The organism is Paralcaligenes ginsengisoli, from assembly GCF_054781135.1.
In genome coordinates this window covers 38,457-58,285 of the sequence record NZ_BAAGUZ010000027.1, presented here as the reverse complement: position 1 = coordinate 58,285, position 19,829 = coordinate 38,457, and the positions used below count along the sequence as shown (strand labels likewise).

18 protein-coding genes are annotated in these 19,829 nt (G+C 59.7%); 11 read left to right on the top strand and 7 right to left on the bottom strand.

What is annotated here, in order from left to right:
- Positions 1-59: 59 nt before the first annotated feature.
- The 3 genes from tcuA to ACYVIS_RS13110 all read left to right on the top strand — a co-directional run bounded on the left by tcuA (position 60) and on the right by ACYVIS_RS13110 (position 3,748).
- Positions 60-1,454, top strand: a complete 1,395-nt coding sequence (tcuA, locus tag ACYVIS_RS13120; protein ID WP_232744722.1) for an FAD-dependent tricarballylate dehydrogenase TcuA — start codon at positions 60-62, stop codon at positions 1,452-1,454.
- A gap of 12 nt (positions 1,455-1,466) precedes the next feature.
- Positions 1,467-2,633 carry a tricarballylate utilization 4Fe-4S protein TcuB gene (gene tcuB, locus ACYVIS_RS13115; protein ID WP_460874156.1) on the top strand — a complete coding sequence of 389 codons (1,167 nt, stop codon included), beginning with the start codon at positions 1,467-1,469 and terminating at the stop codon, positions 2,631-2,633.
- Between the two features lie 140 nt (positions 2,634-2,773).
- Complete coding sequence (locus ACYVIS_RS13110) at positions 2,774-3,748, top strand: Bug family tripartite tricarboxylate transporter substrate binding protein (RefSeq protein ID WP_460874155.1); 975 nt, start codon at positions 2,774-2,776, stop codon at positions 3,746-3,748.
- A gap of 240 nt (positions 3,749-3,988) precedes the next feature.
- On the opposite strand, the gene ACYVIS_RS13105 is transcribed toward ACYVIS_RS13110, so the two are convergent.
- From ACYVIS_RS13105 to ACYVIS_RS13095, 3 genes are all read right to left on the bottom strand, one after another.
- Entirely contained in the window at positions 3,989-4,174 is a 186-nt protein-coding gene (locus ACYVIS_RS13105) for an oxidoreductase-like domain-containing protein (protein WP_370635887.1), read from the bottom strand.
- Positions 4,175-4,249: 75 nt separating this feature from the next.
- Complete coding sequence (locus ACYVIS_RS13100; RefSeq protein ID WP_460874153.1) at positions 4,250-5,167, bottom strand: alpha/beta hydrolase; 918 nt, start codon at positions 5,165-5,167, stop codon at positions 4,250-4,252.
- Between the two features lie 16 nt (positions 5,168-5,183).
- Complete coding sequence (locus ACYVIS_RS13095) at positions 5,184-6,158, bottom strand: tripartite tricarboxylate transporter substrate binding protein (RefSeq protein ID WP_460874152.1); 975 nt, start codon at positions 6,156-6,158, stop codon at positions 5,184-5,186.
- Between the two features lie 93 nt (positions 6,159-6,251).
- Here ACYVIS_RS13095 and ACYVIS_RS13090 point away from each other — a divergent pair, with 93 nt between their 5' ends.
- From ACYVIS_RS13090 to ACYVIS_RS13070, 5 genes are all read left to right on the top strand, one after another.
- Positions 6,252-7,196 (top strand): LysR family transcriptional regulator, encoded by a 945-nt coding sequence (locus tag ACYVIS_RS13090; RefSeq protein WP_232741829.1) that lies wholly within the window; start codon positions 6,252-6,254, stop codon positions 7,194-7,196.
- Positions 7,197-7,211: 15 nt separating this feature from the next.
- On the top strand, positions 7,212-8,387 hold the full coding sequence (dinB, locus tag ACYVIS_RS13085; RefSeq protein WP_460874151.1) for a DNA polymerase IV: 1,176 nt from the start codon (positions 7,212-7,214) through the stop codon (positions 8,385-8,387).
- A 28-nt stretch (positions 8,388-8,415) separates the two neighbouring features.
- Positions 8,416-9,792 carry a CoA transferase gene (locus ACYVIS_RS13080; RefSeq protein WP_460874150.1) on the top strand — a complete coding sequence of 459 codons (1,377 nt, stop codon included), beginning with the start codon at positions 8,416-8,418 and terminating at the stop codon, positions 9,790-9,792.
- A gap of 184 nt (positions 9,793-9,976) precedes the next feature.
- Positions 9,977-10,786, top strand: coding sequence for a transporter substrate-binding domain-containing protein (locus tag ACYVIS_RS13075; RefSeq protein WP_370635886.1), 810 nt, complete (start codon positions 9,977-9,979; stop codon positions 10,784-10,786).
- A 325-nt stretch (positions 10,787-11,111) separates the two neighbouring features.
- The gene (locus ACYVIS_RS13070) at positions 11,112-11,774 is read left to right on the top strand and encodes an amino acid ABC transporter permease (RefSeq protein WP_232741826.1); all 663 of its coding nucleotides are present in this window, start codon (positions 11,112-11,114) and stop codon (positions 11,772-11,774) included.
- Here ACYVIS_RS13070 and ACYVIS_RS13065 read toward each other — a convergent pair.
- Positions 11,771-12,637: an MOSC domain-containing protein gene (locus ACYVIS_RS13065; RefSeq protein WP_460874149.1), complete on the bottom strand. Its 867-nt coding sequence runs from the start codon at positions 12,635-12,637 to the stop codon at positions 11,771-11,773. The two genes, ACYVIS_RS13070 and ACYVIS_RS13065, sit on opposite strands and share 4 nt — an antisense overlap.
- A gap of 187 nt (positions 12,638-12,824) precedes the next feature.
- Between ACYVIS_RS13065 and ACYVIS_RS13060 the strand changes: the two genes are divergently transcribed.
- The gene (locus ACYVIS_RS13060; RefSeq protein ID WP_460874148.1) at positions 12,825-13,718 is read left to right on the top strand and encodes an EamA family transporter; all 894 of its coding nucleotides are present in this window, start codon (positions 12,825-12,827) and stop codon (positions 13,716-13,718) included.
- 223 nt (positions 13,719-13,941) lie between these two features.
- Positions 13,942-15,132: an acetylornithine transaminase gene (locus ACYVIS_RS13055; RefSeq protein WP_460874147.1), complete on the top strand. Its 1,191-nt coding sequence runs from the start codon at positions 13,942-13,944 to the stop codon at positions 15,130-15,132.
- 152 nt (positions 15,133-15,284) lie between these two features.
- Here ACYVIS_RS13055 and ACYVIS_RS13050 read toward each other — a convergent pair whose 3' ends face one another.
- Both ACYVIS_RS13050 and ACYVIS_RS13045 read right to left on the bottom strand, forming a co-directional pair.
- Positions 15,285-15,455 carry a hypothetical protein gene (locus ACYVIS_RS13050; RefSeq protein ID WP_232741822.1) on the bottom strand — a complete coding sequence of 57 codons (171 nt, stop codon included), beginning with the start codon at positions 15,453-15,455 and terminating at the stop codon, positions 15,285-15,287.
- Positions 15,452-17,179, bottom strand: a complete 1,728-nt coding sequence (locus ACYVIS_RS13045) for an FAD-dependent oxidoreductase (RefSeq protein ID WP_460874146.1) — start codon at positions 17,177-17,179, stop codon at positions 15,452-15,454. Before ACYVIS_RS13045 ends, ACYVIS_RS13050 begins: the two co-directional genes overlap by 4 nt.
- A 255-nt stretch (positions 17,180-17,434) precedes the next feature.
- Here ACYVIS_RS13045 and ACYVIS_RS13040 point away from each other — a divergent pair, with 255 nt between their 5' ends.
- Entirely contained in the window at positions 17,435-18,202 is a 768-nt protein-coding gene (locus ACYVIS_RS13040) for an IclR family transcriptional regulator (RefSeq protein ID WP_232741820.1), read from the top strand.
- Between the two features lie 900 nt (positions 18,203-19,102).
- On the opposite strand, the gene ACYVIS_RS13035 is transcribed toward ACYVIS_RS13040, so the two are convergent.
- Entirely contained in the window at positions 19,103-19,825 is a 723-nt protein-coding gene (locus ACYVIS_RS13035) for a ribonuclease activity regulator RraA (protein ID WP_460874145.1), read from the bottom strand.
- Positions 19,826-19,829 lie beyond the last annotated feature (4 nt).

Below are 19,829 nucleotides of genomic sequence, written 5' to 3'. Positions count from 1 at the left end.
GTCTAGTGGCCGATGGGATTGTCGGATAGAGTTATCGGTTGGTATCCGGGAGTCGAATGATGGTCGATGTATTGGTAATAGGCGGAGGCAATGCCGCTCTTTGTGCCGCGCTGATGGCGCGCGAAGCCGGGGCCAGCGTGCTGCTGCTTGAGTCGGCGCCGCGCGAGTGGCGCGGCGGCAATTCCCAGCACACTCGAAATTTGCGCTGCATGCACGATGCGCCGCAAGACGTCCTGGTCGAGGCCTATCCCGAAGAAGAATACTGGCAGGATCTGCTCAAGGTAACAGGAGGCCAGACCGACGAACATCTGGCTCGCCTGGTGATACGCGCTTCATCGAACTGCCGGGACTGGATGCGCAAGCATGGCGTGCGGTTCCAGCCATCCTTGTCCGGGACCTTGCATGTGGCCCGCACCAATGCCTTTTTCATGGGCGGGGGCAAGGCCCTGATCAATGCGTATTTCCGCAGCGCGGAAAACCTGGGCATACAGATTCGCTATGACGCACCGGTCGATTCCCTTGAACTGGATGGCGATCGCTTTGTGGCCGCCCGTATCGGCGACGAACGGATCGAGGCCAGAGCTTGTGTCGTGGCTTGCGGCGGATTCGAATCGAACCGGGAGTGGCTGCGTGAAGCGTGGGGCCAGGTTAATGGCGAGTGGGTAGCCGACAACTTCCTGATACGCGGCACCCGCTTCAACATGGGGGTCGTTCTCAAGGATTTGCTCCAGTCCGGGGCCGACTCCATAGGCGATCCCACACAATCCCATTCGGTGGCGATAGATGCCCGGGCGCCCCTGTACGACGGCGGCATCTGTACCCGGATCGATTGTGTATCCCTGGGTATCGTCGTGAACGGCAAGGCCGAGCGTTTCTATGATGAAGGCGAAGATTTCTGGCCCAAGCGCTATGCCATCTGGGGGCGCCTGGTGGCGCACCAGCCCGGCCAGATTGCCTATTCGATTATCGACGCCAAGGCCATAGGTCGATTCATGCCGCCGGTATTTCCCGGCATTGTTGCCAACACCTTGCCTGATCTGGTTCGTCAGTTGGGCCTGCCGGAGCAAAAATTCCTGGAGACGGTGCAATCCTATAACGCAGCCTGCCGCCTCGGCACTTTCGATCATGAAGTGCTGGACGACTGCCATACCGAAGGCATTGCGCCCGTAAAAACGCATTGGGCCCGCCCGTTGGACACCCCCCCTTATTACGCCTATGCATTGCGGCCGGGTATCACGTTTACCTATCTGGGCGTCAAGGTGGACGACCGGGCCCGGGTGCATTTTGGCGGCAAGCCCAGCGCCAATCTGTTTGCGGCCGGCGAGATCATGGCCGGCAATGTGCTGGGCAAGGGCTATACCGCCGGTGTCGGCATGTCGATCGGCATGGCATTTGGCCGCATCGCGGGCACTCAGGCCGCCTCTGCCGCGCAGCACACCGCCGCTCACGTTTAATCGGAACCGAACATGCAAACTTTACAGAGCCTGACCAGCGAGGCGCAGACCTGGCAGCCCATACAGCTGACTCGCAACGAGGAAGAGGTTTCCCGCGTGATGCAGATATGCAATGCCTGCCGCTACTGCGAAGGGTTTTGCGCGGTCTTTCCGGCCATGACCCGGCGCCTGGATTTCACCAAGGCCGATGTGAATTACCTGGCCAATCTGTGCCATAACTGTGGCGCATGCCTGCATGCCTGTCAATACGCGCCGCCGCACGAATTCGGGGTGAATGTGCCGCAAGCCATGGCCAGGGTCCGGCTCGATACCTATACCGAATACGCGTGGCCGCGTGCGGTAGGGGTGCTATACAAGAGCGCTGGCGCCACCCTGGCGATAGCGGTGGCAGCGGGCCTGGCCTTGTTCCTGGTGCTGGCCCTGGCCATGACCGGGACTTTGCTGCACGAGCCCATGGCGGGCAATTTTTATGCGATTTTCCCGCATAATCTGCTGGCCGCGATGTTCGGCGTGGTTTTTGTCTGTGCCCTGGTGTCGCTGGGCATAGGCGTGCGGCGGTTCTGGCGCGACGTGTCGCCGGCCGAAGCCTTGCAAATGGGCAAAGGGTCGGCATTTGCCGAGGCGGCCGGCGATGCGCTGAGCCTGAAGTATCTGGACGGTGGTCACGGCGAGGGCTGCAATAATGAGGACGATCGGTATTCGCTGGCGCGGCGGCGTTTTCACCACCTGACTTTTTATGGCTTCCTGCTTTGTTTCGCGGCAACCTGTGTCGCAACCCTGTACCATTTTTTCCTGGATTGGCCTGCGCCATATCCTTACCTGAGTTTGCCTGTCGTATTGGGAACCTTGGGCGGCATTGGCCTGTTGATCGGGCCGGCGGGCCTGCTGTACCTGAATATGCACCGGCATCCCCAGCAGGGCGATGCCGCTCAAAAACCCATGGATCGGGGTTTTATCGTGTTGCTGCTTCTGGTCAGCCTGACGGGCTTGCTGTTGCTGGCCTTGCGCGATACATCCGCCATGGCGCTGCTGTTGGCGGTACATTTAGGGTCTGTCATGGCATTTTTCCTGACCATGCCCTACAGCAAGTTCTCGCACGGGGTATTCAGGTGCGCTGCCTTGCTGAAAAACTCAATCGAAAAAAGGCTGCCCAGCCGTCTTCGCTTGGGATCGGATTAAGCAACTGCAAAAGCTGCATGTAAAAATGGGCAGGCGCTATGGCTTGTTGTCGAGGCCATGGCGCTTTCTGCGTCGTCTGAGAGGCTCCTTGAGTCGGCGTCATTTTAAAAATCACTTTGACACGAAAAGGAATCGAGACAATGAAATTAGCTTCTTTGATGAAGACCGGAGCCCTGGCTCTGGTGGCCGGTACGTTCTGCGCGACAGCCTATGCCGCCAAGTGGCCGGACCGTCCCATTACCCTGGTGGTGCCCTTTACTCCGGGCGGGACTACCGATATGGTGGCGCGCCCTCTGGCTCAGTTGCTGAGCGAAAAGCTGGGCCAGTCGGTGATTGTGGATAACCGCGCCGGAGCGGGCGGAACTTTGGGGGCGGGTTATGCCGCGCGCGCCCATCCGGATGGCTACACGCTTTTCCTCGCGACCATCGCCCACACGATTGCTCCCGCCATTTATCAGCATTTGCCTTATAACTTCGAAAAGGATTTCGATCCGGTCACTGTAGTGGCTTCGGTGCCCAATATCCTGATCGTGAACAAGAAGTTGCCGGTCAACTCGGTGCAGGAATTGGTCGATTACGCCAAGAAGAATCCTGGCCTGGTCAATTTCGGATCGGCGGGCATCGGCAGCACGGAAGATATGGCCGGTGAAATGTTCAAGTCGATGACCAAGACGGATCTGGTTCATGTCCCCTACAAGGGTGGCGCCCCGATGATGGCGGACCTGATTTCGGGCCAGATACAAATGGCTATCGAAACCAGCGGTTCGGCGGGGGCGCAAATCAAGGCGGGTACGGTCAAGGGTATTGCCGTCAGCACCGACAAGCCGTCCAAGTTTTTTCCGAAGCTGCCTACGATTGCCGCGTCGGGTGTGCCGGGCTATAACTTCCAGACTTGGTATGGGCTCCTGGTTCCGGCCGGCACTCCCGCCGAAATTCGCGATACGCTCTACAAAGATACGGTGGAAGCGTTGAAAAATCCGAAGCTTGTTCAGGTCTTCGACACGCTGGGTGCCGATCCAGGCGGGATGAAGCCTGCGGAATTCAAGGCCTTTATTGCCGATCAGACCCGCAAATGGGGTGAAATTGCCAATGCTGTTGGCATGAAGAAGAACTGATCGAGCAGATCCGGGGTGTTTCCACGGCCGTCGGCTGTGTGTGGAGGCTGCCTCGGTGCGGTGTAGCATCCCTGGTGGCCGTTCGTTATTCGAGTTCTTAAGGCGCGGGGGTGGCGGCCCAGGCAGGGTGGAGCTCGCCTCGTCCGGTCCTGGCTGCGCCAGGACTGCCCGCGGCCGGCGCCTGGCTCGGGCGAGGCGGTGTCGATCACCTTATTAGGCCATGATGATAAAGCCAGGGGGTCAGGGCCGCGGCTTTTGTTGCGGGTGGCGCTCGATCCATGCGCTTAGTTGAGCCCGGTACCGATCGAGCGCGTCTTCGTAGAGATCGAAGATGCAAGGCTCGCATGAGCTGTGACAGCATTCGTCATTGTCCGGCCGTGTCGGCGGCGTTGGTTTGGGATCTTCCCTGTTGGGTGGCTCACGCACGATGGCACTCGCATAATGGGCGTGGCTTCAGTATAAAACGGGCCGGGTTTCCCCGGGATGGCGAATGTGTGTGGCTTAGCCCTTCAAGGTACGCGCCAGAAACGTCGCCATTCCTTCTTCGACCGTTGTCATGCCGTGAAACTCATGCGTGGCCGGTGCGTTTGCCGGGTAAAAATGAGTGGCCTCGGGCACATGAATATGTTCGCATTGAAGGCCCAGCTCGCGCAGGCGCTTCACGGTTCCGGGAGTGTGGCTGGCGACGTAGTCCAGATCATGTTCCGCACTGATGAAAAGCAAGGCCGGGAAGCTTGAACCCACGGCGGCGTGCCGTTCCATATCTTCCGGGTCCATGTATCCGGACAGCGCGACGACGGCGGCAACCGGTTCGCGTTCGCCCAGTGCGACATTGAGGGCGGTTCGGGCGCCGGCGGAAAATCCGCCGATTGCCAGCCTGTCTGGATCCACGCCCCACTCTTTGGCGCGACCCTTGACGTAGCGCACCGCCACGGCCATGTCGTCGCTGGCGGCTTCAATGCCGCGCCAAAGCAGATCGTCGCTGGCTTTGGGCAGCCCCATGATTTCACGCACCATGTCGACCCGCGAGCGCGGGATGCGGCCGGCGTCGGCGACCACGGGGGTGGCACCGGGCAGGGGATCTTCCGGCACCAGGCGGTAATCGATCGAACAAGCCACATAGCCTCGTCGTGCAAACTCGTGGCAATACCAGGCGACGGAGTTGTTTCGATGCGGGATATCTCCATAAGTGTCGTCTTCCTTGCTGCCGCGATGAAAGGCGCCGCCAAAGGCCAGTATCAACGCCGGCAGGCTTCGGGCCTGGGCTTCAAGCACCGGCTGGTACAGGTCCAGCTTCAGGTCGCGCTGCGTTCTTTCATGGCCGTTATGGAGGCCGATGTCGCCCGCGCCGTACACGATATTTCTGGTGACTTGCACGCGGTAGGGTTTCGACGCGCTCAATGGAGTATCTGGGTTCATGTTCAAGGCTGAATCCTCAGTTGACCGTTGCGCCGGAGTCATGGGCGATTTGCCCCCACACCTGGACGTCGTTGTTGAAGGTGGCCTGCCATTGACTCGCGCTGGTCGGCGGTGAGATGGGAATGGAGCCGCTTGTGACGATCAATTTGCGCATATCGGGTGTTGCCAGCACTTTGTTGACGGCGGCATTGAGGGTATGGGTAACGGCGGGCGGCAGGCCTGCCGGTGCGAACAGCCCGTACCAGCCGACCGCGTCGAAGTGCACGCCTTGTTCGCTCAATGTGGGAATATTCGGCAATTCCGGCGCACGGATTGGGCCGGTAATGGCCAGGGCCTTCAATCGGCCGCTTTTAACCAGCGGAGCCATGGAGACCACATCCAGAATGCCAATGCTGATTTGCCCGGACAGGATTTCGGACAAGGCGGCCTGACCCCCTTTATAGGGTATCTGCCGCATTTTTATCCGGGCCAGTTGCTGGATCTTTTCGCCGACCAGATGAGGCGGGGAGCCGACTCCGAATGTGGCATAGGTGATATCGGTCCCTTTTTTCCTGGCCGCGGCGAGGAGGTCTGCGACTGTGTTGAGTGGGGAATCGTTGCGCGTGACAATCAGCAAGGGGACGGTGGCGATTTCGGTGATGGCGGTGAAGTCCTTGACCGGATGGAAAGACAGGCCCTTGAACAAGGCCGGGGCGATGGCAAATGGGGCGGCGGTCATCATCAGCGTATAGCCGTCGGCCGGAGCGTGCGCAACCGCGGCGGCGCCAATATTGCCGCTGGCACCGCCGCGGTTTTCCACATAAACGGTTTGTTTGAGATCGGCGGTCAGCTTCTGGGCCAGCTTGCGCGCCACGATATCCGTGCCGCCACCGGCCGGAAATGGAACCAGCAGCTTGATGGGTTTGTCCGGGTAAGTGGCGGCGCTGGCTGTGGACATTATTCCGGCGGAGGCGATGCCGATGCCCAGCAATAATTTATGAAACCAGTTCATTGTCTCTTCCTTCATGGTATTGGTGAGACAATAGTGAACCTGTTTGTTATAAAGATATACGGGCAAGAAGCTATGGATCCATAAGGAAATACCATGGATGAGAGTGCGCATCAAATGGCGCTGCGCTTGCGGCGCCTGAAATTGCGGCATTTTGAAGTGCTGCTGGCGATTGCGGAGCATGGCAGCCTGACAGCCGCGGCGGCCGCGCTCGGAAGCAGCCAGCCGGCGGTATCGCAACAATTGGCGGAAACAGAGGATGCCCTGGGCGTCGCCTTGTTTTCCCGAGGCCGGCAGATCAAGCCCACTCCGTATTTACCCGCCGTCCTGAGGTATGTGCGCCGCGTCATAAATGATTCACGGCAATTGCAAAGCGAACTCGAAACTCTTGCGCTGGGCGGGCAAAGCATGGTGCGGGTTGGAACGATGCTGGTTACTGGAACGGAGTTATTGCCCGATGCCGTTATTCGCCTGCGCCAGCAATCGGAATTGATACAGATGGAAGTCGTCGAGGATATCGCGGCCGGATTGTGGGCGCGCTTCGAAAGGCACGAGCTCGATTTGATCGTGGGGCGGCTGGATGAGCGGGCATTCGCGGGCAACGTGCGGGTAGAGGCGCTGTATCAGGATCCGCATTGTGTCGTCGTGAACAAGAGGCACCCGCTTTTGAAGAAAAAAAGCCTGGCCTGGCGCGATACGGTAGCCTATCCGTGGATACTGCCGCCAAGGAATACGGCGTTGCGGCGTGCCATCGATGCCACTTTTCTGGACGAGAACCTGGGCCCCCGGACTCCGTGGGTGGAATCGGCCTCGCCCACCGTCAATCTGGTACTTTTAAGCAAGACTGAAAGCCTGAATGTGATTTCTAAAAGCGCTGCGGGCCTCTATTCGGGTTTAGGCGCTCTTGCGGTTTTGCCGTTGCAATTAAAATATGATGTAGGCCCGATCGGCATGGTATGGGCGGAGGCGGAAGAGAGTCCCGCGCTGGCTGCCGTGTTGGCGGCATTGCGGCAATCTGTAAACTTCGACCCGCCTCGCTGAGTATTCTGATTGATCATGGAATTAAAGAATTCACCCTCTCAAGAAGCTCTACGCCGTATCGCACATCTGGATATGGATGCGTTTTACGCGTCGGTCGAATTGTTGCGCTACCCCGAGCTGCGGGGCCTGCCGGTGGTGATAGGCGCCGGAAGCAACACACAGCCCCGCAAGCAGGCCGATGGCACGCACATTTTTGCGTGCCTGCGCGACTACACCGGCCGCGGCGTGATTACGACTTCGACTTACGAAGCCCGAGCCCTGGGGGTATTTTCGGCCATGGGCATGATGAAGGCTGCGCAACTGGCCCCCGATGCGGTTTTGCTGCCGGTGGATTTCGCGGCGTATCGTCGATATTCAAGGCTTTTCAAAGACGCGGTGGCCGCCGTGGCGCCTGCGATCGAAGATCGCGGCATCGACGAGATTTATATCGATCTGAGCTCTCACTCCGAGCCGTCTCGCGAGTTGGGGCAACGAATCAAGGATGCCGTCAAGACGGCTACCGGCTTGTCCTGTTCGATCGGCATCTCCCCCAACAAGCTGCTGTCGAAAATCGGCTCGGATCTGGAAAAGCCCGATGGCCTGACGATTTTGAGCCTGGACGATCTGGAACAGCGCATCTGGCCTTTGTCGGTGCGCAAGATCAATGGCATTGGGCCCAAGGCAGGCGCCCGCCTGGCCGGCTTGGGAATCAACACGGTGGCGGAGCTGGCGCGGGCGGCTCCGGCCTTGCTGCAGGAACATTTCGGACTTAGCTACGCGCGCTGGCTGGTCGAGGTGGCTCATGGCACGGACGAGAGGCCGGTCGTGACCCATTCCGAACCGAAATCGCTGAGCCGCGAAACGACTTTCGAGCGCGATCTGCACGTGGTGCGCGATCGCGCGGCGCTGTCCGAAGTGTTTCGGCGCCTGTGCACGCAACTGGCTGGCGACCTGCAGCGCAAAGCGTACCTTGGACGTACTATAGGCATAAAGCTGCGCTTCGATGATTTTCGTACTGTCACGCGCGACATTACCTTGCCTGAGGCCACGGCCGACGCGGCTGTCATACATCGCGCCGCGGGCGCCTGCTTGAAGCGCATCACTCTGGATCACCGGATCCGCCTTCTGGGGGTGCGAGTCGGCAGCCTGTCGGCGCGCGACGCGCAGGCCGATGACCTGGTTCACCAGGGAGTGCAGCTGACGCTTTGCTGATGCAGTTTTAGTCTTGCCGGGAGCAGCCATGGACAATTCTTCTGTAATACACACGTTCCTGCGGGCCATGTCAGCGGAGCCGTCTGTGTTCGACGCCAGCGGCTTTGATGCGACAGGTGCGGGTTCCTTGCCCTCGGCGTTCGCCGTTACCGAACTGGCGGTTGCCGCGGTTGGCTCGGCCGGCCTGGCGGTGGCCGAGTACATAGGGCATCGCTTTGGCAGCCGCCCCTCCGTTACGGTGGATCGCCGCCTGGCTTCTTTCTGGTCTGGCGCGTCGTTGCGGCCTCAGGGCTGGAGTCCCCCCGATGTCAGGGATCCCGTTACGGGCGACTACAGAAGCAGGGACGGCTGGGTTCGCCTGCATGCCAATATGCCGCACCATCGCGCCGCGGAGCTGCGGGTACTGGGAGTGGAGGCCGACCACGAGGCGGTAGCGCGGGCGGTGGCGTCCTGGGATGCCCTGGAACTTGAAACGGCTATTGTCCAGGCCGGCGGCTGCGCGGCGATGATGCGCTCGCAAGACGAATGGGCGCATCACCCTCAAGGCCAGGCGGTGGCTGCCGAGCCGCTCTTTCATTATCAGGAGGCCAGTGCCGGCCCCCCGGGCGATTTGCGGGGGACGCCAGCTCGGCCTTTGGCGGGGCTGAAGGTGCTGGATCTCACGCGTGTGCTGGCGGGGCCGGTGTGTACGCGATTTCTGGCCGCTTATGGGGCGCAGGTGTTGCGCGTGGATCCGCCGTTCTGGGTCGAACCGGGCCTGGTGCCCGAAGTCACCTTGGGCAAGCGCTGCGCGCAACTGGATTTTCGCGACCTGGCGCAGCTGGAACAGTTCAAGGCCCTGCTGGGCGGCGCCGACATTCTGGTGCACGGCTATCGGGCCGACGCCCTGGAGCGCATGGGCCTGGGGGCGGAAGTCCGGCAACTGATACGGCCGGGCCTGGTGGATGTGTGCCTGGATGCGTATGGTTGGACGGGGCCCTGGAACACCCGGCGCGGTTTCGATAGCCTGGTGCAGATGAGCAATGGTTTTGCCCATGCCGGCATGCAGCATTACGGCAAGGATAAGCCGACACCCTTGCCGGTGCAGGCGCTGGACCAGGCCAGCGGTTATTTAATGGCGGCCGCGGTAGTGCGTGCCCTGACCGGGCGCCTGGTCACGGGACTGGGGTCGACGACGCGCTTGTCGCTGGCGCGCACGGCCGTGTTGCTGGCGTCCCGCCCGGCCTCGCGGGCGATGGCGGCATTGGAGCCGGAGATCGCGGATGACTGCAGCCCCGAAATCGAACTTACCTCCTGGGGGCCCACGCACCGGCTCAGGCCACCCTGCGACGTCCAGGGCGCGCCCATGCGATGGGATTATCCCGCCAACGCCTTGGGCAGCAGCCCGGCGCAATGGTTGGCATAAGGGCGCAGCCAATTAAATAACGGAAACGGCCATGTCATTGCTTTTATATTCATTTTAGATATATATAAGTAATTATGAAATCGTTATCAAGCCGCTTCAATATTGTTAGCATGAGCATATATGCAGGGGGAATATCTGGCGCGGGCGCGTTGGGTGCTCCGCATCTTATTCAGCAGGAAATCAAATGAAATTGACAAAGTACGTACGTAGTGCGCTGGCTGCCGGAACCATGGCTTTTGCAACGCTGATGACGGTTTCCGCGCATGCCGCGGATTTGCTCGACACCGTCAAGGCGCGCGGCACACTGATTGTGGGCCTTGAAGGGACCTACCCTCCGTTTAACTTTGTCGACACCAAAACACAGCAACTCGATGGTTTCGATGTGGATGTGGCGAAACTGGTTGCCGGCAAATTGGGCGTGAAGGTTCAGTTCGTCAAAACGGAATGGAGCGGGATTTTGGCCGGCCTCGAGTCAGGCAAATTCGATGTGATTGTCAACCAGGTGGGCATTACGCCCGAACGCAAAAAGACCTTCGATTTTTCGGTTCCTTATGTCGCGTCCAGCCCGCAACTGATATTGCGCAAGGACGACACCAGCCAGTACAAGAGTTTCGCCGACCTGAAGGGCAAGAAGCTGGGAGTGTCCCAGGGCAGCAATTACGAGGCGCTTGCCAAGGCGCAGGCCGGCGTTGTCGTCAAGAGTTATCCGGGTGCCCCCGAATACCTGTCCGACCTGGTTGGGAAGCGAGTCGATGCGGCGCTTAACGATCAACTGATGACGGCTTATCTGGTCAAGACGTCCAATATCCCAATCAAGGGCGGCGCGATTGTGGGCGATCCAAAGTTCAACGGCATTCCTTTCAAGAAGGGTAATCCGAAGTTCGAGGCGGCCGTGAACAAGGCGCTGGAAGATTCGTTCAAAGACGGCGAGTTTGCCAAGATCTCCAATAAATGGTTCGGCATCGACGTCAGCAAGGTTCGCAAGGCTGATTAGGCTGGCTCTGTGTTTCGCAGGGGCGGCCCTTGTGCCTGCCCCGCGCTTTCAAAGTCATTTTTTGCCGTGCAAGACGGTTTCCGTGGAACAGGACCACGCGGTATGTCTGGCGGGCGCTATTAAAAAATAGCTGGATGACTCGTCCCCGCAGGCGTATAAAGCGTTTGCGGGGACTTTGCATTATTCGGCGGCGATGGCATGCCGCGCGTTTGCGCGGCATTTTGTCGAGCGGCAGCGCCATTTCACACGCGTTCGCCGTCAGTGCCGCGGTAGGTACGGCGCTTTGAAATGCCGTTTTGTCTGCAAGCCGGCTTATGGATCAAGTATGAATTTTTTGGAATTGATGAAGGTAGCGGCGCCGATTCTTTTGAAGGGAACCGGCTATACGCTTATCTTTGCCTTTGCGGCCATGCTGGGCGGTTTGCTGATCGGGTTCGCGATCGCCGTGGCGCGCATTGTGCCGAGCCGTCTGAGCCGATGGCCGGCTTCCGTGTATGTGAGCCTTATGCGGGGCACCCCATTATTGGTGCAGGTGTTTATTATTTACTACGGCTTGCCGGGCATAGGCATTTCATTCGATCCGCTGACTGCGGGCATCCTTGCCTTGAGTCTGAATGCGGGAGCCTATATTTCCGAAAGCCTGCGCGGGGCCATTCTAGGTATTGCGCGTGGGCAGTGGTCCGCAGGCTACAGCCTGGGCCTGACTTACTGGCAGAACCTTTATTATGTGGTCCTGCCTCAGGCTTTGCGCCTTGCGGTGCCATCCATGAGCAATACCTTGATCAGCCTGATCAAGGATACGTCGCTGGTGTCGGTCATTACCGTGACCGAGTTGCTGCTGGCCACCAAGGATGTGATTGCAACCACCTTCCAGCCGCTGCCCTTGTACCTGGCCGCCGCTGGCATCTACTGGGTGCTGAGTCTGTGCCTCGAACGCGTACAGGGACGCCTGGAAAAGTATTTCGGGCGCAGCAGCCAGGCAGCTTAGAGGTCGAATTCGGGCTCTACGTAGTCGCCCGTGCTCAACTGCGAGCTGGGTCCCGCCACCACGGCATTGACACCAAACAATACCCCTTCCTCGAAGCTGCGGTGCGCGGCCAGAGTAAGGCCGGGTTCGGCCGCCGATAGGGCCGTTGCCTGATCGATATTGGGTATGGGGCAGCGGGCGCAGGCTTTAACGAAGGCAAAGGCCAGCGAGCCGATGCGCATTCCGCCGAGATAGTCTTCCTCGAAGGGAGCGAGTCCCTGCACGACGATATTCGGACGAAAGCGGTTCATGGGTACAGGCGCTTGTCCTTTTTCCTGCAGTTGTTGGTTCAGTTCGTCCAGCGAGGCCTGGTTGGCAACAAGAAAGGGGAAGCCGTCGGCGAAGGCGAACTGGTGACGGGCCGGGAAATCGGGCTCCCAGTGTTTGTGTTTCCCGAGCCAGGCATCGACATGCTTTTTGCTGGCGATCCGGGCGGCTTGCGGGTGTACGCGCAACAGGCGGCAAGGCAGATTCAAGAATTGACTTAGCCATTGCGCTGGCGAATCGCCTTCGTCGTAGCCTAGGGTATCGGAGCTCCAGATGCGTACGGGAACCTGCGTGGGAGCAGGGTCGGTGCTGCGCAAGGCGATGGCGATGGCGGGCATGCCGGGCGCGCTCAGGCTCAGGCAATCGGCATCGAGCCCGGGCTGGATCAAAGCCATCCTGGCGTAACTGCGCTGGGTCATGAAGATTCCGTGCTGGTCCACGATGACCCAGTTCCGATCGAAGGGCATGCCGGCGGCGGTGATGGGCGCGGTTTCGTGCGCAAGGCCCGCGCATGATTTGACGGGGTAGCTGTGCAAACTCAAGACGGAGATTGACATATCGAACCTGATTTTCTTGCTGTATCGGAAAAATCGGGCCGAGCCCATGTGCTTGCATGACTCGGCCTGCTTTGCTAACTATACAAGGTCGCGCGGGCCCTAGCTGGACAATTGCGACAAAGATAGGTCGAACATATTTTTTCGGCTTCAGGCAAAATAGTCGCGCATAACACCTTGAGGATTGGAAATGCCCGTTCGTGACTGGCTGGCTGCTTTGGCCGTGATAAGCGCCTGGGGCATCAATTTCGTGGTGATCAAGGTAGGCCTGCACGAGATTCCCCCTCTGTTGCTGGGAGGATTGCGGTTTGGCCTGGTGGCGTTTCCCGCCGTCTTTTTCATCAAGCGTCCTTTGCTTGCATGGCGTTCGCTGTTCTTGTATGCCCTGACGCTGAGCTTTGGACAGTTTGTCTTTCTGTTCACGGCGATATACGTTGGCATGCCGGCGGGCCTGGCCTCGCTGGTGTTGCAGTCGCAGGCTTTTTTCACCGTGCTGATAGCCGCCCTGTTCCTGGGCGAGCGTGTGCGCTGGCCCAGTGTGCTTGGCATAGTGGTTGCGGTCTTGGGGCTGGTGCTGATTGAACAGGGGGCGCTGCCTGGCAGCGTTTCGGTGCTGGGCTTTATCCTGACCCTGTGCGCGGCGCTGTCCTGGGCCTGCGGGAATATCGTCGTCAAGCGCATCGGCAAGGTGGATATGCTTGGGCTGGTGGTATGGGCCGCACTGATTCCGCCCATCCCGTTTTTCGTGCTGTCCTGGGTAATCGAGGGTCCGGCGCGGATTCGGCACAGTCTCCTGAGTATCAGCGCTGTTGGCGTGGCCTCGGTCATCTACCTGGCGCTGGTGGCAACGATTGTCGGTTATGTGTTGTGGGGGCGCCTGCTGGGCAGGCACCCCGTCAGCAAGATTGCTCCCCTGAGCCTGCTGATACCGGTTATTGGCCTGGTTTCGTCGTGGCTGCTGCTGGACGAGCATCTGAGCCTGATCCAATGGGTGGGCGGGGCGGTGGTCATGCTTGGGCTGGCGCTCAATGTCTTCGGACCGCGGTTTGCGCAGAAGATATTCAGCGGCAAAGCCCGCAATTGATGTGGGCGGGCCTCGTACCCCCATCACCGGTGCGCACGATCGATGTTGGCTCGTTTTACAGGCCTGATTGGTTGCGTGCCAATTTGATCTTTATAATTCCGAAGTAATCTTCTGCAGCGGGATTGTTAAAATCTCCTGTTTTCAGGGCGCCGTGTGTCCCGGAAAGCCTGCAGTTGCCTGGGATCTTTTGTTCATCACCCTCCCTTTCCTCAAGGATGTCAAAATGAAATTTAATCAGTCGGACGTGAACGCACTCATGGAAATCACTTCACGTCCAGAGCTGGTGTTTGTCCGTGGCAATGGTTCCTGGCTCGAGGATCACAACGGCAAGCGATATCTGGATTTCGTGCAGGGGTGGGCGGTGAATTGTCTGGGCCATTGCCCCGCGTCCGTGGTCAAGGCCATCAACGAACAGTCGGCAAAGCTGCTGAATCCCTCGCCGGCCTTTTACAACGAGCCGTCGATCAAGCTGGCCATGCGCCTGACCGGCGCGTCGTGCTTCGATCGCATCTTTTTTGCCAATAGCGGCGCCGAGGCCAATGAAGGGGCGATCAAGCTGGCTCGAAAGTGGGGCCAATTGAACCGCAAGGGCGCCTACAAGATCATTACTTTCGACCACAGCTTCCATGGGCGCACGATAGCCACCATGTCGGCGTCGGGCAAGCCCGGCTGGGATACCATTTTCGCACCTCAGGTCGACGGCTTCCCGAAAGCCGACCTGAACGATATAGCTTCGGTGCGGGCCCTGATCGATGCGCAAACGGTCGCCATCATGCTCGAACCCGTGCAGGGCGAAGGCGGGGTGATCCCGGCTACAGCCGAATTCATGCAGGCTTTGCGCAAGCTGGCCGATGAGCATGGCCTGCTGCTGATTGTCGACGAAGTGCAAACCGGGATGGGCCGCACCGGCAAGCTGTTTGCGTACGAGCATGCCGGCATTACGCCCGACATCATGACCCTGGGCAAAGGCATAGGCGCCGGTGTGCCGCTGGCGGCTTTGTGCGCGCGGGAAGCCGTGTCGTGCTTCTCGCATGGCGACCAGGGCGGCACCTACAATGGCAACCCACTGATGACGGCGGTGGGTGTGGCTGTGTTCGACGAGCTGACCGCGCCGGGCTTCATGGAGGCCGTCAACGACCGCAGCCAGCAATTGTCGGAAGGCCTCGCAAGGCTGTCGGCCAAGTGGGGCATGAAGGGAGAGCGGGGCGTGGGCCTGCTGCGCGCGCTCATCATGGATCGCGACGATGGCGCCGCCATTGTGGAAACGGCCCGCAACAGCAGTCCAGAGGGCATGCTGCTCAATTCGCCGCGCCCGAACTTGCTGCGCTTCATGCCGTCGCTCAATGTCACCGCCGAGGAAATCGACCTGATGTTGCGGCGCCTCGATGATGTGATTCAACAGGTTCGCGCCTGAGTCGCCGCAAATACCCGTAGGCGCGGGCCTTGTGCCCGCCCGCAGCAACGCGGCGGCCGAACAGGCGGGCGGGCACAAGGGCCACCCCTATGTCGATGAATCCGCCGCAGCCGGGCGGCGCAAGGGCTGTCGCTATGAAATAACGCGTTCCATCAGCATTTCATGGCGCGTTCGATCAGCACTTCAATTTTGTCGGCATTGTCGATTTCAAGCATGGCCAGCAGGGCGAACCGGGCAAGTGCCTGATTGGCCTGGGATTCGCCGACTTCGCTTAGCGATTTGCACAGATGGGTGTAGACACGGTCCAGGTCGAGTTCGTTCATGCAAGCTCCTGTTGATTCGAGGCGCCTTCCAGGCAAGCGCGGATAGCCTGTTCGAGGATGTCGCCTGACGCGGTGCGCCAGCGCCCCAGCACGTAGCCGTCGGGCCGCAGGATGTAGCTGGTGCCCGGGGTGGCGTCGTACAGCCCGAAAGCCGTACCCTGTGCATCCAGCAGAAAATCGCAGTCGCTTGCCTCGGCGGCCGGCTCGCGGCTGAGCAATGCCAATCGCACCGGCAACTGGCAGGATTGGAGCTTGGCGACGGCAGCGGCGAGGCCGGCCGCCGCCCGGCCTTCCGTGCAAAAATGCAGGACGAGGAACTGACCCGCCTTGATCTGGTCGCTCAGATGAGTGGGTGTGCCTTCCAGCCCTTTGCGCCAAAGCTTGAGTGGAACGTTGCTGAGTACGGTGCCGGCCGGCGGCCCGCCGATAAATGCGGAGTCTTCGCTGCCTGCTGCATTCAGGCTTGAGTCGGCATAGGCAATGGCGCTGGTTTGCCGCGGATTGATCAGGCTGCGTATGGCCGGAGTATCCACCGAGAGATTCAGCACGGCTTCGCGCATGAGCTTGAAGGCGAAAGTGGGAGGAGCCATGAATTCGGTGCTTTTCATACCGCTTTTCAGGTTTTCGCGGGCGGCGAATACACGCTCCTCGGAATAGGCGTCGAGCAGGGATTCGTGTGCGTGGCCTTTGATGACGCTGGCCAGCTTCCAGCTCAGATTGTCGGCGTCATCGATAGAAGAGTTGGCACCACGGACCCCAAAAATAGGGACCAGATGGGCGGCATCACCGGCGAACAGGACGCGCCCGTGGCGATACTTGCCTAGCGTCAGGGCGTTGGCCTTGTAGATGGTGATCCAGAGTGGTTCCCAGCGGCCTGTTTCGCCTATCATTTCCAGGTGGGCCTGGACCCGCGGCAATACGTTTTCGGGTTTTACCGCTTCTTCGGGGTCTTCATCGTCGCGCAACTGGTAATCGATGCGCCAGATATTGTCCGGCTGCTTGTGCATGAGCAGGGTTGATCCGGGATTGGATGGAGGATCGAACCAGGCCAGGCGTTCGGTGGGCAGGGCGGATTCCAGCGCGATATCGGCAATGACGTAGCGGCCTTCGTAGGCCGTGCCTTCCAGTTGCAGGCCCAAGGCCTCGCGCATGAGGCTGCGGCCGCCGTCGCTGGCCAGCACCCAGTCGGCTTCCAGGCGGTAGGTTTGTTCGGCCTCGACGATATTCAACCGCACGCCATCGGCTTCGTTTTGTACGCCCGTTACTTTGGCGCCCCAGCGGATATCGATCAGTTCGGGGTAGCGTTCGGCCGCCTGGACCAGGAATTCTTCCAGATAGTATTGCTGGATATTGATCATGGGCGGCAGTTTCTGGTTTTCATCATGGGGCATGGTGAAGTGCAGCACCTCGGTGTCGCGGTAGTAGGACCGGCCCCCCGTCCAGGCCAGGCCCTTGGCCAGAATCGCATCGACAGCGCCGATGCGCTCGAAGATCTCCAGGCTGCGGCGTGAAATGCAGATGGCCCGGCTACCGTAGCAGACTGTATCGTCGGCTTCGATCACGACCGAAGGTATGCCTTGCCGGGCCAGGGCGACCGCGGCGGTAAGGCCGGCCACACCGCCCCCGACGATGACCACCGGGTGCCGGGTGTTGTTCGGCAGACTGGAATGACTTGACTGTCGTTTGGTGAAGTCAAAGGGGTAGGCTTTAAGTTCGATGGGCATGGGAGTCCTTGGCAGGAGGTGCTGCATAACGGCTATTAAATAACAATATTCTTGTTTATTGATAATAAAGCATAATTTTTATTCAAAAATATGTCAATATTCTTTTTAAATGAGATAATTGCCGAGTTCTATTTCCAGGCATGGTGTCAGCGCGAAGTGAGCCTCCATCCTGCCGCCAGTCGTGATCTGGAAATGGGCCAACCGATAAGGGAGTGTTGCGTGTGAATCCAGCTTTTATCGCCCGGAGGGTTTGCCATGGCCAATGAGCGTTCAGTCATCAGCCGCGTGTCGACCATCCTGAACCTGTTTGGCGAGCACAAGCCGCTGATTACCATCGATGAAATCGCACAGGCCCTGGATGCGAGCCCGGCCTCGGCCTACCGCTATGCGGCCGATCTGGTCGAGGCTGGACTTTTGTCGCGGCTGTTCGGTCGCTATCGGCTTGGCCTGAAGCTGATCGAGCTCGAATACCTGATCAGCACTTGCGATCCGATCATCGCGGCGGCGCATGATCTTATGGATGCGTTGGCCCGCGCTACCGGAGCCAATGTGCTGCTGTGCAATATGTATGATCACACGCTGGTGAATGTCGCGCATGTGACCGGGGTACAAGCCATACGGCTGCGGTATACGAAAGGTTTGCCCATGCCGCTGTTCCGGGGTTCGCAGGCGCATGTGGTCGTGGCGCATATGGAGCGGCGTCGGCTCAAGCGCCTGTACGAGGCTTCGCTGCTCGATCCGCTCACGCGCGACGATGCGATGGCCTTGGGGGGCGACTGGAAGGCGTTCAGCCGTTCGTTGAGGCAAATCCGCAGCCAGGGCTATTACATTTCGCGCGGCGAGCTGGATAAAGGGGTGGTGGGTATTGCCGCTCCAGTGTTTGGCGAGCACCAGGAAATTCTGGGCAGCCTGGTGCTGGTGACCGACGAGCGCACGCCTTTGCAATTGCCGGAAACAGCGCTAATCGAGCTCGTGGTGCAGAACGCCAGGCAATTGTCGCAGCGCATTGAGCAGCTTGCGTGAGTGAGCGGCGCCGGTGGCCCGGACACGGGCAGTCTCGGCAAGGTCAAGGCTGGGCGATGCGAGCTCGACTCGCCTGGGGCATTTTTGGTTCAAGTGTTTTATGGCACTGGGTGTGTGTTTCAGTCACTTTGTTTTTTGAGCCGCTTTTTGGCTTGGGTAGTGACTTTGGACTGAGCGTTGCTGTGTTGGCCGCGGTTAATTCTATAAAGACGCCGCAGGGTGGGCGGTGCTGTGTAGTCCGGCACGTCCAGCGGTCGGCTAGCTGCGCTAGCCGACTACCCGGGTCTGCCTCGTCCAGGCGGGCGTCGGGCGAACTCGCGTCGCCCCACGGCGCGGGGCGACACTCAGACAGCGCCCGCCGAAGGCCCCCGCCTTCCCTTCGTCAGCACCCGGCGCTGGACTACCGCCGGCCTACACAGCACCGCCCACCCTGCGGCTTGCGTTGAGGCAATGCATAGAGAGAGGCATTGGGGTCGTGCACCGAGAGAAACATGCACCGAGAGAAACGTTGAAATCATGCATCGAGGTATACGTTGAGGCGGGCAAGTTCATTCCAGGCATGCCATTACGCGAGCCGTCTATCGGGGATAGGGTCAGGACCGGCGTAAGGCGTGCGCCGGATGCTACCGTAGGGAAGGCGGGGGAAGTCGTCGGGCCCTGTTTGAACGGAGCCGCGCCAGCGGCGTAGTGAGTTGGCCCGACGCCCGCCTGGACGAGGTAGATCCGGATGAAGCACGCCGTGCCGGTCCTGACCCTATCCCCGATAGACGGCGTCTTCAAATACCAAACCGTTGAATACCATGAACAACCCAAACCAAAAAATGCGCTAGGCCATCAGCGCCGCGGTTTAAGTACGCAAAACGCCCGCAATAAGTACCCCACCACGAAACAGCGGATTACCTATCGATTATTGGCCTTCCTCCAGACAGCGAAATCGTCCAGGGTTTTAGGGTCGGTGGCCGGATACAGGCCCAGAATCGAACGGCCTTCCTTTACTTTTTCCGTCACGAAGTCTTCGAAGGCCGTCATCTGGACCGCTTCTTCAGCCAGCTCTTCGACCACATGCGCCGGGATCACGACCACGCCTTCCTCATCGCCGAAAATAATGTCGCCCGGAAATACAGGCGCGTCGCCGCAGCCTATCGGCACATTGATATCGATGGCTTGATGATGCGTAAGATTGGTCGGCGACGAAGGGCGGTGATGATAGGCGGGCATCGTCAGGCTGGCGATTTCCATTGAGTCGCGAAAACCGCCATCGGTAATGACGCCGGCCACGCCGCGCTGCTGCAAGCGCGTGACCAATATTCCGCCTGCCGAGGCGGCCCGTGCATCCTTGCGGCTGTCCATCACCAGCACATATCCCGGCGGGCATTCTTCCACCGCCTTGCGCTGCGGGTGCTCGCGGTCGCGGAAGACCTCGAGTTTATTGAGGTCTTCACGCGCCGGCATATAGCGCAGTGTGTAGGCTGGCCCGATCAAGCGTTCTTTCTTGCCGGCGCCGACAGGGTAGACGTCCTGAATCATCTGGTTTCTGAAGCCGCGCTTGTACAAGGCCGTAGTGACGGTGGCCACACTGACTTGCTTGAGCTGGTTCATGATGACTGCGCTGAGTACTGCCATGAGA